Origin of the sequence: Streptomyces daqingensis, assembly GCF_014645895.1 — a bacterium.
Taxonomy (GTDB): domain Bacteria; phylum Actinomycetota; class Actinomycetes; order Streptomycetales; family Streptomycetaceae; genus Streptomyces; species Streptomyces daqingensis.
On sequence record NZ_BMMP01000001.1, the window covers coordinates 126,285 to 142,161 of the forward strand.

17 protein-coding genes are annotated in these 15,877 nt (G+C 72.2%); 5 read left to right on the forward strand and 12 right to left on the reverse strand.

The window, feature by feature from the left end:
- Nucleotides 1-32 precede the first annotated feature (32 nt).
- The 7 genes from IEY56_RS00550 to IEY56_RS00580 all read right to left on the reverse strand — a co-directional run bounded on the left by IEY56_RS00550 (nt 33) and on the right by IEY56_RS00580 (nt 6,447).
- On the reverse strand, nt 33-1,040 hold the full coding sequence (locus IEY56_RS00550; protein WP_189035033.1) for a sirohydrochlorin chelatase family protein: 1,008 nt from the start codon (nt 1,038-1,040) through the stop codon (nt 33-35).
- A 106-nt stretch (nt 1,041-1,146) separates the two neighbouring features.
- Nucleotides 1,147-2,193, reverse strand: coding sequence for an N-acetylglucosamine kinase (locus IEY56_RS00555; protein ID WP_189035034.1), 1,047 nt, complete (start codon nt 2,191-2,193; stop codon nt 1,147-1,149).
- On the reverse strand, nt 2,190-2,867 hold the full coding sequence (locus IEY56_RS00560) for a uracil-DNA glycosylase (RefSeq protein ID WP_189035035.1): 678 nt from the start codon (nt 2,865-2,867) through the stop codon (nt 2,190-2,192). The genes IEY56_RS00555 and IEY56_RS00560 overlap by 4 nt, the downstream gene beginning before the upstream one ends.
- Before the next feature lie 51 nt (nt 2,868-2,918).
- Nucleotides 2,919-4,028: a WD40/YVTN/BNR-like repeat-containing protein gene (locus tag IEY56_RS00565; protein ID WP_189035036.1), complete on the reverse strand. Its 1,110-nt coding sequence runs from the start codon at nt 4,026-4,028 to the stop codon at nt 2,919-2,921.
- A gap of 151 nt (nt 4,029-4,179) precedes the next feature.
- Nucleotides 4,180-4,956, reverse strand: a complete 777-nt coding sequence (locus IEY56_RS00570) for a TetR/AcrR family transcriptional regulator (protein ID WP_189035037.1) — start codon at nt 4,954-4,956, stop codon at nt 4,180-4,182.
- 300 nt (nt 4,957-5,256) lie between these two features.
- Nucleotides 5,257-5,898, reverse strand: a complete 642-nt coding sequence (locus IEY56_RS00575) for a hypothetical protein (protein ID WP_189035038.1) — start codon at nt 5,896-5,898, stop codon at nt 5,257-5,259.
- A 243-nt stretch (nt 5,899-6,141) separates the two neighbouring features.
- Complete coding sequence (locus tag IEY56_RS00580; RefSeq protein WP_189035039.1) at nt 6,142-6,447, reverse strand: hypothetical protein; 306 nt, start codon at nt 6,445-6,447, stop codon at nt 6,142-6,144.
- A gap of 758 nt (nt 6,448-7,205) precedes the next feature.
- Here IEY56_RS00580 and IEY56_RS00585 point away from each other — a divergent pair.
- Both IEY56_RS00585 and IEY56_RS00590 read left to right on the forward strand, forming a co-directional pair.
- Nucleotides 7,206-8,024, forward strand: a complete 819-nt coding sequence (locus tag IEY56_RS00585; protein ID WP_189035040.1) for a Rossmann-fold NAD(P)-binding domain-containing protein — start codon at nt 7,206-7,208, stop codon at nt 8,022-8,024.
- Between the two features lie 266 nt (nt 8,025-8,290).
- On the forward strand, nt 8,291-8,797 hold the full coding sequence (locus IEY56_RS00590) for a hypothetical protein (RefSeq protein WP_189035041.1): 507 nt from the start codon (nt 8,291-8,293) through the stop codon (nt 8,795-8,797).
- Nucleotides 8,798-8,844: 47 nt separating this feature from the next.
- On the opposite strand, the gene IEY56_RS00595 is transcribed toward IEY56_RS00590, so the two are convergent.
- The 4 genes from IEY56_RS00595 to IEY56_RS00610 all read right to left on the reverse strand — a co-directional run bounded on the left by IEY56_RS00595 (nt 8,845) and on the right by IEY56_RS00610 (nt 11,875).
- The gene (locus IEY56_RS00595) at nt 8,845-9,606 is read right to left on the reverse strand and encodes a phosphatase PAP2 family protein (RefSeq protein ID WP_189035042.1); all 762 of its coding nucleotides are present in this window, start codon (nt 9,604-9,606) and stop codon (nt 8,845-8,847) included.
- A gap of 33 nt (nt 9,607-9,639) precedes the next feature.
- Nucleotides 9,640-10,578: a M56 family metallopeptidase gene (locus IEY56_RS00600; RefSeq protein ID WP_189035043.1), complete on the reverse strand. Its 939-nt coding sequence runs from the start codon at nt 10,576-10,578 to the stop codon at nt 9,640-9,642.
- A gap of 86 nt (nt 10,579-10,664) precedes the next feature.
- Nucleotides 10,665-11,309: a DUF5134 domain-containing protein gene (locus IEY56_RS00605; protein WP_189035044.1), complete on the reverse strand. Its 645-nt coding sequence runs from the start codon at nt 11,307-11,309 to the stop codon at nt 10,665-10,667.
- 173 nt (nt 11,310-11,482) lie between these two features.
- Nucleotides 11,483-11,875 (reverse strand): VOC family protein, encoded by a 393-nt coding sequence (locus IEY56_RS00610; RefSeq protein WP_189035045.1) that lies wholly within the window; start codon nt 11,873-11,875, stop codon nt 11,483-11,485.
- 46 nt (nt 11,876-11,921) lie between these two features.
- Here IEY56_RS00610 and IEY56_RS00615 point away from each other — a divergent pair, with 46 nt between their 5' ends.
- Nucleotides 11,922-12,491 (forward strand): GNAT family N-acetyltransferase, encoded by a 570-nt coding sequence (locus IEY56_RS00615; protein ID WP_189035046.1) that lies wholly within the window; start codon nt 11,922-11,924, stop codon nt 12,489-12,491.
- On the opposite strand, the gene IEY56_RS00620 is transcribed toward IEY56_RS00615, so the two are convergent.
- The gene (locus IEY56_RS00620) at nt 12,463-13,146 is read right to left on the reverse strand and encodes a glycerophosphodiester phosphodiesterase (protein ID WP_189035047.1); all 684 of its coding nucleotides are present in this window, start codon (nt 13,144-13,146) and stop codon (nt 12,463-12,465) included. The two genes, IEY56_RS00615 and IEY56_RS00620, sit on opposite strands and share 29 nt — an antisense overlap.
- A gap of 174 nt (nt 13,147-13,320) precedes the next feature.
- Between IEY56_RS00620 and lipP1 the strand changes: the two genes are divergently transcribed.
- Together lipP1 and IEY56_RS00630 are read left to right on the forward strand one after the other, a co-directional pair.
- On the forward strand, nt 13,321-14,337 hold the full coding sequence (gene lipP1 / locus IEY56_RS00625; protein ID WP_229711429.1) for a LipP1 family hormone-sensitive lipase: 1,017 nt from the start codon (nt 13,321-13,323) through the stop codon (nt 14,335-14,337).
- Between the two features lie 80 nt (nt 14,338-14,417).
- Nucleotides 14,418-15,815, forward strand: coding sequence for a DUF6421 family protein (locus IEY56_RS00630; RefSeq protein ID WP_189035048.1), 1,398 nt, complete (start codon nt 14,418-14,420; stop codon nt 15,813-15,815).
- The last annotated feature ends 62 nt before the right edge of the window (nt 15,816-15,877 follow it).

The window sequence follows — 15,877 nt, forward strand, 5'->3', positions numbered from 1 at the left end:
GGGGCCCTACGACGTGCGCGGGCCGTCCTCCGTCAGCGTGCCGCCATGCCCTGCGGCGCGTTCTGCTGCCCGATGCCCAGCTTGGCGGCGTACGTGGACGCCACGAGCTTGCCGACGGCCGGATAGGCGCCCAGCGGCTCCGCGACCGAGCAGCCCGCCTCCTCCGCGGCGGCGTCCAGCAGGCCCTCGGGAACCTCGGGGCCGATGAGGCAGGGAGCCACGGCCAGTTGCGAGGAACCGGCCTCGCGCAGCTGCTCGGCGATGCGCGCGACGGCGCCCGCCTCGTCCAGCCCCGCCGCCAGCACGGGGACGGCGAGACGCGCGGCGAGCAGCATGCCCGTGATCCCGGCCGCCTGCACCGCCTCCTCGCCGCCCACGGTGGCGAGGATGATGCCGTCAGCGGCCGTCGCGACCGTGAACAGCCGGGCACGGTCGGCCCTGGCCAGCCCGGCCTCCGACAGCTTTACGTGGACGCCCTCGGCGAGGAGCGGGTGGGGCCCCAGCACGTCGGTGAGTTCCGCGCCCGTGCCGCTGGAGAGCACCGCCTGCCGTATCTGCCGCATCTGCGCCGCGTCCGGCCCTGCCAGCAGGGGGACCACGACAGCGACGAGGCGCTCCTCGGAGGTCTGCGGCGGAGGCGTGGCGGCGGCCGCAGGGGCCTCACCGCCCGATTCGTCGTCGGCCTTCGCCTCGGCGGCCTCGGCTGCCTCGAGTTCGGCGAGCTCGGCAGCGCGTGCGGCGGCGGCGTCCTGTTCGGCGGCGGCCTGGGCGAGGACCCCGTCCAGCGTCGGGTACTCCTCGCCGTCGCCCTCCACGAAACCGATCCGCGCATCCATGCCCGGCAACTCCGAACGGGCGATGCTCAGCACCTCTTCGGAGAGGTTGCGGACAGCACTCGACGGGGTGCCGGGAACGGCGAGTACCAGCGCAGGGGCGTTCTCAGGCGCGACGACAGGCTCCGGCCGGCGGTGCCGACCGGGCCTGCGTGGACGCGGCATTCGTACAGGCAGGCCGTGGTCCGGGTCAGTGGGGGAGCTCATGCGCCCGCATGTTAACGCCTTGCGGTGCCCCGCTGTTCAGGCGGGGGAGAGTGGACCTATATGCCCGTTTCCCGGCGGCGCGGCCTATGGCTTTTTGTCCGTTATCTCAGGTCAGCGACAGGAGAGCGGGATCCTGGGGCAGACGCAGCGCATCCGACGAGAGCCGCGCCGCGATGAGCAGCGCGCCGTCCAGCGGGTCGCCGGCCGGCTCGGTGAGGTGCGCGTGGGGCGCGCGGCGGTGCAACTGCTCCCGCAGGGGGGCGAGCAGCGGCTCGCCGATGCGGAAGAGCCCTCCCGTGACGGCGACCGAAACCCCCTCCTCCGCGGGGCAGACGGCGGCCGCCGCCGTGGCGATCTCCTGCGCCGCCGCCCGGAGGATCTCGCTCGCCGCCGTGTCGCGGTCCGCGCAGGCCGCGACCTCGGGCGCGAACGAGGCGAGCACAGCAGGCCTGTCCGTGCGGGGATACAGCTGGGCGGGCAGCCCGCTGAGCGGGGCACCGAAAACGGCTTCCGCACGCTCCCTCAGCGCCGCCGAACCGCCCTCCCGGCCGTCGTAGGCACGCATCGCCGCCTGCAGACCGGCCTGGCCGATCCAGGCTCCGCTTCCGCAGTCGCCCAGCAGATGGCCCCAGCCGTCGGCGCGGCGCCAGTTCCGCAGGTCCGTCCCCATGGCGATGAGGCCCGTGCCGCCGGCGACGACGGCACCCGGCAGCTGCCCCAGCGCTCCCGCGTAGGCGGTCACCGCGTCGGCCGCCAGCGCGATGCGGCGGACGCTGAACTCGCGTGTCAGGGCGGCCGGAAGCTCGGCGCGCAGCTGCCCGCCGAGTGTCGCCATGCCCGCCGCCCCCACGCACACCGACCGCAGGCCCGCGGCCTGTGCCCGCTCGCCCGCCCGTTCCAGCAACTCCCGCGCCGCGGGTACCAGTTGGGCCAGCATGTGCTCCGCGTCGATGCCCTGCGCCCCGGTCCGTACGGGCTCCGTGGACGTCACTGTGCCGACGGTCTGCGGGGCTCCGCCCTCCGGCACCGCGGCCAGCGTGATGCGCAGGCCCGAACCGCCGGAGTCGGCACCCAGCACCCACGCGGAAACCGGGGCGTCCGCCGGCTCGCCGTGCCCGCCCGTTCCGTGCGCCGCCGTGACGCCGTCCGTCATGGGAGCCGCCAGTCCACGGGCTCCGCTCCCTGCTGGGCGAGGAGCGCGTTGACGCGGCTGAAGGGACGCGAGCCGAAGAACCCACGGTCCGCCGACATGGGCGACGGGTGCGAGGACTCCACGACGGGACGGCTGGAGAGCAACGGGCGCAGATTGCGCGCGTCGCGCCCCCACAGCACCGAGACCATCGGGCGGTCACGCTCCACCAGAGCCCTGATCGCCTGCTCGGTCACCTCTTCCCAGCCCTTGCCCCTGTGGGCACCGGGCTTTCGCGGTGCCGTGGTGAGCGCCCTGTTCAGCAACAGGACGCCCTGCCTCGTCCACGGCGTGAGGTCGCCGTTGGACGGCCGGGGCAGGCCGAGGTCGCCGTGCAGCTCGCGGAAGATGTTCTCGAGGCTGCCCGGCAGCGGACTGACGTCCGGCGCCACCGAGAACGAGAGCCCCACCGCGTGGCCGGGAGTCGGATACGGGTCCTGCCCGACGACGAGGACGCGCACCTCGTCGAAAGGCTGCTGGAACGCACGCAGTACGTTCTGGCCGGCCGGCAGATAGGTTCTCCCCGCCGCGATCTCCGCGCGCAGGAACTCGCCCATGGAGGCGACCTTCTCAGCCACCGGCTCCAGCGCCTTGGCCCAGCCCGGTTCGACAATCTCGTTCAACGGTCGTGCAGCCACGGGCCGTTACTCTACTGGCTCCGCCGCACCGCCCCGGGTGTCACGCTCACATCAGTCGATCACCGTCGCCCTCACGCACAGCACGTCCGGGAAGTGCCCTGCGAGCTGCTGCCAGGTCTCGCCCTCGTCCGCGCTGGCGAAGACCTCGCCGTTGCGGTTGCCGAAGTAGATCCCCGCCGGATCGGCGTCGTCCGCACACATCGCGTCCCGCAGAACCGGCCCGTAGTGCGCCGACTCCGGCAGCCCGGAGCCGAGCTCCTGCCACGTCTCCCCGGCGTCCTCCGTGCGGTGGACGCGGCAGCGGCGCCCGGCCGGCACTCTGTCGGAGTCGGCGTTGAGGGGGAAGACGTAGGCGACGCCCGTGCGGTGCGGGTGGCTGACCACGGGGAAGCCGAAGTCCGACGGGAGGCTCTCGCCGATCGGCTGCCAGCTGGTTCCGGCGTCGTCGCTGCGGTAGACGCCCCAGTGGTTCTGGAGGTAGAGCCGGTCGGGGTCGATCGCGTCCCGGGAGATCTTGTGCACGCACTGCCCGTAATCCGGGAACTGCTGGTTCTCCGGCAGGAAGACAGCCTGGACGCCGCGGTTGCAGGGCTCCCAGCTCTTGCCCGCGTCGGCGGTGCGGTACGCCCCGCCGGTGGAGACCGCCACCGTCACCCTGCGGGCGTCCCTCGGGTCCACCAGGACGGTGTGCAGGCCGAGGCCGCCGCCTCCCGGGACCCACTCCTCGCGTGTGGGGTGCTCCCACAGGCCGCGTACCAGCTCGAAGCTGCTCCCGCCGTCCTCCGAGCGGAAGAGCGCGCCCGGCTCGGTGCCCGCGTACACGACGTCCGGCTCGCCCGCGCCGCCCGGCTCCAGCTGCCAGACGCGTTCGAGGGAAGTGCCCGTGTCCTGCGGGAACCTGACGGCGGGCTCGGGCGGCTCCGTCCACGTCGACCCCAGATCGTCGGAGTGGAACACCGACGGGCCCCAGTGCGCGCTGTCGCCGCCGACGAGGATGCGGGGCCCGGAGGGCCGCCTGGTGTCGATCGCGACGGAGTACACCGCCTGGGCGTTGAAGTGCGGACCGTCGAACTCCCAGCCCGGCGCACGCCGTTCGCCCACTCCACGCCTGGCGAGGAAGAGCCCCTTTCGCGTCCCCACCGCAAGAATCACGTCTGCCATGCCGGATTTCGCCTCCCTTGACGTCGTTGTCCGAGGTGGGCATAAGTCTGCACCCGGCCACTGACAATGGCGCCGTGCCGCCGGCGGCGACGGTCAGAAAGGTGCCGGAAGACGACAGGAGTGCTGCCCGCAGCGCCGGGGTCGCCGCACGTCAGGACTCCGCTGCCCCCGCCGCCTCCGCGCTCTCGCGCGTCTCGAACGGCAGCCCGCAGGCCGTGGTACCCCCGCCGCAGCACCCGGCTCCGTGCTGCGGCGGGGGAGCAGGTGCCCGCAGGGTGACCGACGGCTGCTGGACCGGCATCTGGCGCGCCCCGGCGGGCGGCGCCTCCTGCGGTGGGCGGCCCAGCCGCCACTCCAGTTCGTAGCGCGCGAACAGCTCGGCGCGCAGCCTCGCGACGGGCATCGGCGCGCCCGGCAGCAGCACGGCGACGACGGCGCCCATCAGCAGCGCACGGAGCAGCGGGTAGTCGGTGTCCGGATCGGGGGATCCGTACCGTTCGATGGTCTGCTGCAGCAGTACCGCGAGGCGCTGCTGCTCGGGGCACTGGACGAAGCCCTCCTGCTGCAAAATCCCCGCCATGTGCGCCCGCATCAGCACGGGCCTGTCGACGGCCAGGCCGAGAATCGCGTCGATGGCGCGCGCGAGCTGCTCGTTCCCGGCCTCGGTGCCGGCCGGCTCGGGCGCGCGCCCCAGCGCCTCGTCCAGGGTCAGATGCATGAGCCGGTGCACGGCGGACTGGAAGAGCTGCCGCTTCCCCGCGAAGTAGTACGAGATGAGTCCGCGGGCGGAGCCGGCCCGGTCGGCGATGTCGCCGAGGGTCGTCGCTTCGAAGCCGCGCTCGCCCACCAGCTCCACAGTCGCCTGAAGCAATCGTTCGCGTGAGCGTCGGCGCAACTCTTCATTGACCGAAGCGCTCCGAGGGGACATCCTGTAGCTCCTGTTGTTGACTGGCCCACAGCCAATATACTCAGGACGACTTCGGACGCACGCCCCGACCAGGCTGCGCCCGGCTGGCCACCGGTATTGGGCGACACGGGGGATCGCCCAATACCGGTCGCTCTGCCGTCCCTCGCGACTCCTTCTCGGAGTGCGGGGGCCTTTTCGTTCGCCGATCAGGCAGCTGATCGGCTCTACGGGCTCGCCTCAGGGCTTCGGAGCCCTGCCAGGAGTCGGGCCCGCCGCCGGCTGGGGGCACGGCGACGGGCACAGCTCGCGAGGGCCGTCGGGCTATCGGATGGGACCCGTCCAGTTGGGTTCGGCGGCGAACACGTCGACGTCGCCGTCCGACGGCATGTAGGCGAGGGTGACGAGGGCCTGGGTGCCGTACTTCTTGTCGAGGACGCCGTCCTCGGTCTTGTCCGCGGTCACGCCGGGCGCGATCCTGCCGCCCGCCATTTCGGAGGCTCCGTTCTCCCACGTGGTGATCTCGGCGTCGCCGCCCTTGGTGGCGCCGCTGACGAGGACGCTCATGTCGTCGAGGCTGACGGGCTTCTTGCTCCCGTTCGTGATCTTCAGGTGGACGCGGAACGCGTTCTGCGCGGGGGTGGGCTTCGAGTCGTACTCGTGGAAGTCGGCGAACCTCTCCACGCGCGTGACGGTGACCTTGACGCCGTCGTGGAAGCGGAACCCGTCGCCGAACTTCAGCTCCGTGTCGGGGGCTTCCTCTTCGCCGGCGCCCTCTGCGCAGTGCTTCGTCCAGTCGGCCTGGGAGGTCTCCTGGGAGGTGCAGTCGACTTCGTCCTCGTCCGCCTTCGCCGCGGCGGCGGGCTTGTCCGCTGCGCGTTCGGCGGTGCCCTGGCTGCCGCAGGCCGCTGCCAGCGGCAGCGTGACGGCTATCGCCGCAGTGACCGCAATGCTACGGATCTTCATGGGATCCCCCCTTTACATGTGGCCCGGAGCGGATCCGGCGGAATGGTGACTGTCGAGATCACGTAAAGATTGTGGCGGTTTTGTGTTCAACCTTCGTGTGGGGGCGCGGGTTGGGTCGGCAGAAAGCGGCCGCCCCGCCGGCAGGATCTCGGCGGGGCGGCGTCGTCGGTGTCCGGCGGTGCAGGGGTGTTCAGCCCGTCGCGGTCCGGGCGGGCGACTGGGCTGGCGTGCCCTGAGTCCCCCTCAGATGGGCAGGCTCTGGTTGTGCAGAAGGAAGTTGCACAGACCGCCGCCCGCAAGGACGGCGAGCCCGATAGGCGCGGCGGGCAGGTCCGGTCTTCTCCCGGACTTGAGGCACCACAACCCCATCAGGGCGGGTGGAGTCCAGCCGGCGAAATAGACGGCCCAGGCCGCCATATTGCCTCCGTAGTCATGCGGTGAGAGGAAGAGGGAAAGCGAGACGAAGACGAACAGGACCGGAGAGGCCCATATGTTGTCGTAGACGGCCTGGGCGCACGGCGTATCGCTCTGCTTGTTCTGCTCCTGCATGTACCCTCCGGACGGACCTTCGCCTTCGCCGGCAAGAGCCGGTCGGCTCACCCCTGCTGCGCCGCCTCCCCGGGCTGCGATGTGAGTCCGGACAAGGCGGGGCCGTCCTCTGCTGCCTGGTCGCGTACGGTGGCGAACCGCCGCCGCAGTCTCCCCCTGCCGCTGGAATACCCGGCCCCGCAGGAGTGCACCACGCGGGGGTCCGCCGGTATTGAGTAGGACTTACTCAAGCGCGAGTGGCGGGCCCTCGTGTTCCACAGCCTGCGCACGAATACCGGCGGGGACTCGACGGAGATCGACCGCTTTCTGATACGCGGTGGACTTCCGCAATCGGTGTCCGGACGGCGGGCACGCACTCACGTGGTACCGGGATTGTCTCCCTCTCCCGCCTTCTTCACCGCGTTCTTTCGGGGGATCTTTCAGGAGGGCCGCACACGGGGATTACTTCGCCCCGTCCCGCCCCGCTCGCGAGGAGGTCATGAACGCGTCGGCGAACTGCAACATGGGGGAGGTGTCGACGTCGGCAGTGCAGCACGGACCGGGAGCTTCTGCGGGGCGAAGGAGTTCGCCACGTCGCGCGGGATCGCCGGAGCCCATGCGGCCAGCCGCCGCCGCACCTGCTCCGCCAGTCCGAGGACGAGCGCCTCGGCACTGCGGAACCGGCCTGCTCCCGGCCGGTCGCCGCGGATCTCCGCGCTGCGCCTCGCCGCCGAGTCGCGGGCCACGGCATTGTCAGTGCCGGGTGGTTGGGTGGTGCCATGGCTGATGACACGACGCTTGTTCTCGGAGCCACCGGCACGGTCGGCCGTCGGGTGGCGGACGGACTGCGCGCCGAGGGCGTGCCGGTGCGGGCCGCCTCGCGGAGCGGGGCGGTCCCCTTCGACTGGGCGGTGCGCGACACTTGGGAGGGCGCGATCGGCCCGGCCTCCCGGATGTGGCTGATGGCGCCCGAAGACACCGCGGTGGACCCGGAGTTCGTGGAGTGCGCGGTGCGGCGGGGCGTCCGGCGGATCGTGCTGCTCTCCAGCAGAGGGATCGAGGCGATGGGCGACGAACGCCTGCTGGCGGCGGAGCGGACGGTACGCGCGTCGGGGGTCGAGTGGACGATCGTCCGGCCGGACTGGTTCGACCAGAACTTCGACGAGGGCTTCTGCCTGCCGCAGGTCCTCGCGGGTGAGATCGTCCTGCCGCTGGGCGGCATGCGCCAGGTGTTCGTCGACGCGGAAGACATCGCGGCGTCGGCCGTCGCCGTCCTGACAGGCGGCGGGCACGAGGGGCGGAGCTACGAACTCACCGGTCCCGAGGCGCTCTCCTTCGGCGACGCGGCGGCCGTCATCGGCGAGGCGTGCGGCCGCACCGTGCGCTACCGGGGTGGTGACGAGGAGTTCACCGCGGTCCTGGAGGCCGCGGGTACGCCCCGTGAGGTCACCGACGGCATGCTCTCGGCGTTCGCCGCGCTGCGCGCCCAGGGTGATTCCCAACCCAACGGCACCGTGGCCGAGTTGACGGGGCGCGAGCCGAAGAGCTTCGCCCGGTACGCCGCGGAGGCAGCAGCTCGCGGCGTCTGGAACCCCTGAACGGACGTCCGCGGCGGAGCCGGGGCGCCGGCCGTCGTGTACTTCCGGTAAGCGCTGACCGACCGGTGCGCCGTCCCGAGAGGCGGGTCCGGCGCGCGCTCCCCGCACGCCCCGTCCCGTCAAATACCGCTTCGTCCAACGGTGTTGCCTGCCGGCTGCATCCGTAGAATGCTGAACAAAGACGGTGAGACGGGCATGGCCGAAGGCAAGGGCTTGTCCGGACCTGTCGGACAGCGATCCCCATCCGCAGCTCACAGGGAGAGCTCATGTCGTTAGCGGTGGTCTCGCTCATCTGGGACGCGAAGTCCTCCCCCTCCCAGCGCGTGTCGTACGACGACGACGGCTACCACCTGGTCCGCTTCCCGTACGGCGCGGAGTCCTACGACCCCTGGAAGATGCACGACCCCGCCAACGGCGGCGATGACTCCGAGGACTTCCCGCACGCCCGTTCCGGCCTGATCTATCCCAGCCACGAGGGGTGGGGCATCGTCTCCGCGATGGTCCACTGGGAGAAGGACGGCGATCCGCACGAGTACCGCGCCCGCTTCGTGCGCGACCCGCTCGGCGACGGATACGACTCGACGGCGACGACGGACGCGGCCGAGACGGGCGGCGGCCAGTACAAGTCCTACATGTGGCAGTTCTTCGTCCACCCGGGGACGCCGCTGGGGCTGAAGGTCTCGGCCCGGGGCAGGGGCGACAAGAAGATCTCCACCCCTCTGAGGCACGCCCAGTTCAAACTCGCCATCCACACGGACGTGATGAAGCCGTAGGACCTGTCGTGGCAGGCCTTGGGCCGATATCTGACGGACGACGCACCCTAGCCGCGGGCGTCACCCGCCGCGGCAGCGGCATCGTTGTGCCCGTGGGGCTTCCACGAGCGCTGCAGGAGCGTGTACCACGCCCCGATCGCCGCGCCGGCGAGCGCGATGCCCAGCATCGCTCCGACGAGCGTGTCCGTCAGCCAGTGCACGCCCAGCGCGATCCGCGTCACGCACACCCCGAGCACCGACACCGCGGCCAGCACCGCGACGGCCCGCCGCGCGTTCGCCGGAGCGGCGAACTCCCGCGCCAGCCACAGCATCAGCGTGCAGGTGACCGCCGCCGTCATGGCGTGCCCGGAGGGCATGGCCGCGTAGTGCGCGACGTCGACGGGCTGCTCCCACTGAGGGCGTTCCCGGTCTAGCGCTGCCTTGAGGCCCTGCTGAACTCCCGTACCCGCAGCGGACGTCGCCACGCACCACACAGCGAGCACCTTCTCCCCCCGCCGCAGCCACAGCCACACTGCGGCGGCGAGGACCAGCAGCCGCATCGTGACCGTGTCCCACACCCAGTCGGTGAGAACCCGGTTGGTCTCCGTCCAGGCGGGATGGGCGAGGGCCCGTGCGTGCGTCCAGTCCGCGACGTCCTCGTCGAGGTCGAGCAGCGGCTGCCACCCCAGCGCGACGAGCGCGACGAGAGTCGCCGAGGCCGCCGTCAGTCCGAGGGCGCTCCACAGCCACGGTGCCCGGGAGGGACGGCAGTCCGACGGGCCGGGGCCGGAAGAGGAGGAGCCGGACGAGGGGAGGGGGGACGGTCGCATGCCTCGATCTTCACCTGCCGGAGGCCCGTTGGGCTATCGAAGCGCGGAGAGTCCTGGCACGAAGGCCACGAGCAACGGCACTGCCGGAACCACCGCCGCGGCCGCGGTCATCCGCAGCCTGCGGGCCACCGGAAGCCTGGGCGGCGCCGTGAGCAGGCGGTGCACACGGTGCGGCACCTCGGCCAGCGGCGTGGGGCACGGACCGAACACGCCCCGCTCCTCGTTGAGTTCGACGAGTGCGAGGGCGATCGTGAGCCGCCCGAAGCGGCGTGACGCGGTGTCGTCGGCCGCCATCTCGACCAGGGTGTGCACCTGGTCGCGGAAAGCGGCGAACACCGGGACGCGCGGGAAGCCCGCCGCCAGCGCCGACGAGCAGTGCATCAGCCAGTCGTGCCGGGCCCGGGCGTGCCCCTGCTCGTGCTCCAGGACCGCATCGAGCTGCCGCCCCTTCAGGCGGCGCAGCGCGGCCGTCGTCACCACCAGCTGGGGCGCGTTGCCCGGCAGCCACCACGCGTCCGGCTTGGCGCCTTCCAGGACGACGAGACGGTCGCCCTCGGACGGCTCCTCGCCGGGCAGGCGGGGCGCGCGCTCGCGCAGCTCGGCGCGGCGCCGGCGGCGGCGCACACGGGCCTCGTGCACCTCGCGCAGGAGCATCGCCCCGGTCCAGGCGCCGCCGCAGGCGAGCAGCACCGCCAGAAGCCCGGCCCACGGCCCGGGCGAACCCAGGGCATACGCCTCTTCGACGCCGCTCGGGGCGGGCGCGAAGACGTGTGAGCGCACGGCCTGCCAGGCGGCCGCCGCGGAGAAGGCCATCGCCAGCGCGCAGCACAGCAGTACGGCGGCGATCACGCACTGCCACATCCACAGCCCGAGCACGGGTTCCCTCTCGGGCCAGGAGGAGCGCGCCAGCACGCGGGGCGCCACGGCGGCGGCGAGACCGGCCAGTACGAGCAGCGCCAACGGGAGCGTCATGCGTCTCACACTATGAGCCGACCGCTACGGAGCGGTACGTCTGCCTGCGGGAAGTGACGGACGCCTCACGTCCGAAGAGGGACGCCTCACATCAGAAGCAGCATGGCCAGCATGCCCGTGCCCATCGCCACGCGGCACGCGCTGACCAGCTCCCCGGGGCCGTGCGCGGCACACGACGGCGGCTGCTGCCCCCGGCCGGCGGCAGTACCGGCAGGGAGGGCGAGACCGGGCGGGCCCGGCAGCAGACCGAGGCCGGTGCGCAGCACGTATGCGGCGAAGTACGCGAGGAGCATTCCGCTGAGCAGGGGCGTCGCGGCGAGGGACGCTCCGGGCGCCGCGTGGGCGTGGCCCCCTCCCGCCTGCGCTCCCGGCGCCGCGAGCGCCATGGAGAGCATGGCCAGGGCGCCGAGCAGGTGGTGGAGGTGGTGCGCGCTGCCGTGTGCGGGGCGCTCGCCGCGCTCCCGAAGACGTGTCAGCAGCAGCCGCAGCTCCCAGACCGCCACCGCCCCGAAGAGCGGCCCCAAGAACGCTGCGAGGACGAACGGGGGGACGGCTGCCGCGGGCAGGCTGCCGGCCAGCGCCATCACTGCCATCCCCCACCCCATCAGGGCCTCGCTCCAGGCAGTGCTCCGCTGCATCCCCCCGGCCCGCCGCGCCCGCAGCAGACACGCGCCCCCCGTCACGGCGCAGAGCGCCGCCAGCAGCAGGCCGACCGCCGCCGAGCTGTGCATCGCCGCCCTCCCCGTTCGTCCAGGGGGAGGCTGCCCGGCTCGTCACTTCCGTACGGGAGCGCACGGTCGCACAGGGGAGCGCCCGGCTGCGCTCGTGAGGGGTTCAGGGGGCGGCCCCAGCCCGCCGTCGGGGCCAGGCCGCGCGGTCGCACGCCCCGTGCGGGGGAGGGCCCTCAGATGCCCGGCCGGTAGCGCATCGGGTGGTCCTCGGGGATCTCGACGACGCAGATGCGGACTCCGTCCGGATCGGCGATCCACATCTCGATGAGGCCCCACGGCTCCCGCACCGGCGGTCGCAGCACCTTCGCGCCCGCCGCGGCGAGTTCGCGGTGCGCGGCTTCGGCGTCCTCCACCTGGAGCCACAGCTGGAGGCCCGGTGACGGCGGGGCGTCGGAGCGGCCGGAGACCTCCAGGAACCCTCCGCCGAGGAAGTAGACCGTGCCGCGTTCCGTGCCCGTCCCGAACTCGCGGTGGACGGCGAGGCCCAGCGTCCGTCCGTAGAAGGCCCGCGTGCGCTCGGGATCGGTGGGCCGCAGGAGGACCCGGCTGCTCAGTACGTGCACCATGCCTGCCGACTCTATTGCCGCCGGCGCCGTATTAAGGTCGCTCACCATGGAGAACGTCAAGGAGTTCGCGCCCGCGGCCGGTGAGCTGACCTTCCGCGCCGCCACAGAGGAGGACGTCCCCGCTCTCGTGGCGCTCGTGGAGTCCGCCTACCGGGGCGAGGCGAGCCGCGCCGGATGGACGACGGAGGCGGACCTGCTGGGCGGTCAGCGCACCGACCCGGAGGGCGTGTCCGCCGTCGTCGCCGACCCGGGCAGCATCGTGCTGACGGCGGAGCGCGCCGGCCGGCTGGTGGCGTGCTGCCATCTCGAACGGCGAGGCGGAGAGGCCTACTTCGGCATGTTCGCGGTGAGCCCCGCTCAGCAGGGCGCCGGTCTGGGGAAGGCCGTGCTCGCAGAGGCGGAGCGCATGGCGGGGGCCGAGTGGGGTGCCCGCCGGATGCAGATGACGGTGATCCGGCAGCGGGACGACCTGATCGCCTGGTACGAGCGCCGCGGCTACTCCCGGACGGGCGAGCTCAGCCCCTTCCCTTACGGCGACGAGCGGTTCGGCATCCCGCGCCGCTCCGACCTCGCCTTCGAGCTGCTGGTCAAGCCTCTCGCGCCGCAGCCCTCTTGATCTCCGGCATATCGGTCACCACTCCGTCGAGGCCCAGTTCGCGGACGCGGGCGAGGTCGTCGTCGGTGTTGACCGTCCAGCTGATGACCTTGATGCCGTGTGCGTGGCACCGGTCGACCGTCTCCCGCTCCAGCCACCGCAGTTCGCAGGAGACCATCTCCGCGCCGAGTTCGAGCGCCCGCTCGGGCGCCGTGGGCGTGGAGCGGCCGGTGACCAGGACGAGCGGCATCTCCGGCAGCAGGGCGCGCACTTCGCGCAGGGCCTCGTCGTGGAAGGAGATGACGGTCACCCGGTCGTGCAGCCCGAGCTCCCCGATCACTGCGACGAGGACGCGTGCGGCGGCCTTGTCCTTGATCTCCGCCTGCAGCGGCGACCGCACCGCCTGCACGACCTCCTGGAAGGCGGGGATGCGCTCGCCCTGCCCGGCGTCGAGCTGGCGGAGTTCGGCGAGCGTGAAGTCGCCGATGGCACCCGAACCGTCCGTGGTGCGCGCGACGTCGGCGTCGTGCATCACCACCAGTTCCCCGTCCTTGCTCAGATGCAGATCGAGTTCGATGACGTCGAGGCCTTCTTCCTCGGCGCGGACGAAGGACCGCAGGGTGTTCTCGGGCTCCACGCCCATCACCCCGCGGTGGCCGACGGTGAGCAGTGACACGGCGCGCTCTCGCTTTCCTGTGGTGACGGCGCACGGGGCACGTGCGCGCCGCACAGACTAACTGCCCGGCCGCTGCTGCCAGGGCGCACGTCCGCGCGCGGGAGGCGCACGTCCGAGGACCGCTCTGGCGCGACCGGCAGCCGGGCGGCCTACCCGAGGAGAAGGAGCAGACACGTGACCGGAGTCGCGTCACCCGGCCCGGCCGGACCCGAGCGTCTCGCGCCCGGGGCCCGCCCCCTGATGGAGGCGATGGCCGCCGTCTTCCCGGACGTGGGGGTGACGGTGACGGACGCCGCGGAGGCGCGGCGGATACTCGCCCGCATGATGCCGCCGCCGACGGGCAACCCCGCCGTGGGGCAGGTGGAGGACCGCACGGTCCCCGGCCCCGAGGGCGCACCGCAGCTGCCCGTGCGGATCTACCGTCCGCCCGGCGGGAGCGTCGCGGCGGTGCCGACGGCCGTGTTCTTCCACGGCGGCGGCTGGGTCCTCGGCGGTCTCGACAGCCACGACGCGACGGCGAGGAGTCTGTGCCTCGCCTCGGGCGCCGTCGTGGTCTCCGTCGACTACCGGCTCGCTCCGGAGGCCCGGTTCCCCGAGCCCGCCGAGGACGCGTACGCGGCCGTGTCCTGGGCCTCGGAGCACGTCGGGGAGCTGGGCGGGGATCCGCGGGCCCTGGTGGTCGCCGGGGACAGCGCGGGCGGCAACCTCGCGACGGTCTGCACGCTGATGGCGCGGGAGCGCGGCGGCCCGCGCATAGCCCACCAGTCGCTGATCTACCCGTCCACCGACACCGAGGCGCGCACGCCGTCGCGAGCGGCCAACGCGCGGGGCTACTTCCTCACCGAGGAAGCCATGCGCTGGTTCGGCACCCAGTACTTCGGACCGGACGCGGACCTCTCCCACCCCCACGCGGCGCCGCTGCGGGCGGACCTTCGGGGTCTGCCGCCCGCGCACGTCGTCACGGCCGGCTGCGATCCGCTGTGCGACGAGGGCCGGCTGTACGCCGCCAGGCTCTCGGAGGCCGGGGTGCCCGTGACCGAGGCGCACTTCCCGGGGATGTTCCACGGCTTCCTGGGAGCGGGCCGTCTGCTTCCGGACGCTCAGGAAGCCATGGCAGGACTGGGCAAAGTCATTGCCGCGACAGCTTCTGACAGGAAGATCGACGGCGATGAGGGGGGTTCAGAAGGATAATTTGCGGCGCCTCCACTTGAGAGGGGGATCGGGTGCGGCTACCGTTTAGTCACGCCAGGTTCTTTCGTGGAGGGGTAGTCATGACGGAAATTCTTTCGTCCGAGACCGAGGCCGGCGGGGGTACGTCCGACGAGCGCGTGGTCGAACACCCGGCGTGGGCCGTACTCAAGGACGCGGTGGAGGCGATCCGTCCGGCCCAGTCCAAGGACGGCTCCATCGACTTCGACGCCGAAGACGCACCCTCGCGCACCGCGGTGGAGGGCGAGGTCGCGCAGATATGCAACGCGGTACGCGACCTCTCCGCGCTCCTCCCGCACGACGCCGAATACCACGAAGCGCTCGTCGCCGACCTGCGCCGCTGGGCCGAGGACGGCTTCGGCGTGCCCGACTTCCTCGACTCCCTGCTCGCCTTCCAGCCCGCACAGGACCGCCGCGACGGGCTGCAGCACCTGGTCGTCTTCCCCATGTACACCCAGAACGGCAACCCCGACCGCAACCTGGAAGCGGTCGTGCTGCGCATGGTCTGGCCCGACTGGCTCGCCGAGCTGGAGCGCACGCGCTACGACAACCCCCTCTTTTGCGGCATCACCTTCGAGGACTTCACCTCCGGCTACGACACCAACTCCGCGGTGCTCTTCCCCGAGACGGTGGCCGTCCGTCAGGCGCCCGAGCGCTTCTCCTGGGGCGGCATCTTCTGCGACCGCGAGGCCGCCCGCTTCCGCCGCGTCATCGACGCCGCCTGCGACGTGACCAGCCTCAGCCTCCCCGACGACGCCAGGGGACTGGTGTCCGACCAGGCGCGCTGCCAGCAGACCTTCGTGCTCTGGGACATGATCCACGACCGCACGCACAGCCACGGCGACCTGCCCTTCGACCCCTTCATGATCAAGCAGCGCCAGCCGTTCTGGATGTACGGGCTGGAGGAGCTGCGCTGCGACCTGACGGCCTTCCACGAGGGCGTGCGCCTGGAGGCGGACGGCTACCCGCAGGGCCGCGACGTGCAGTTCGCGGTCCTCCTCGACCGGCTCTTCCGCTTCCCCGTCACCGGCGAGCGCAACCGCAACTACGACGGGCTGGGCGGCCAGCTCCTCTTCGCCTACCTCCACCAGCACGACGCGCTGCGCTGGAGGGACAACAAGCTCTCCATGGACTGGGACCGCGCGCGGGAGGTGACGGTGCGTCTCCGGGAAGAGATCGAGACGCTCTACCGCGCGGGCATCGACCGCCCGAAGATCGTCCACTGGTTCAAGGCGTACGAACTCGTCTCCACCTACCTGGCCCCGCACCCCGGTTCGAAGTGGGCCCGCGGCCCGGAGGCGCTCGACCTCAGCCTGCCGCCCCGCAAGCTCGTGGACGATGTGCTTCCGGATGAGTTTCCGCTGAGCATGTTCTACGAGGCCCTCGCGAAGAAGCTCCGTTCCGTGATCGCATCGACCAAGGGCATCACGGCGGAGGCCCCAGCCCTCGCCGCCGCCTGACCGGCGGCCCGGTGCGCCTCCCGGACCCGGGGCGGCGCACCGGGGCCCGGCAGGCGCACACG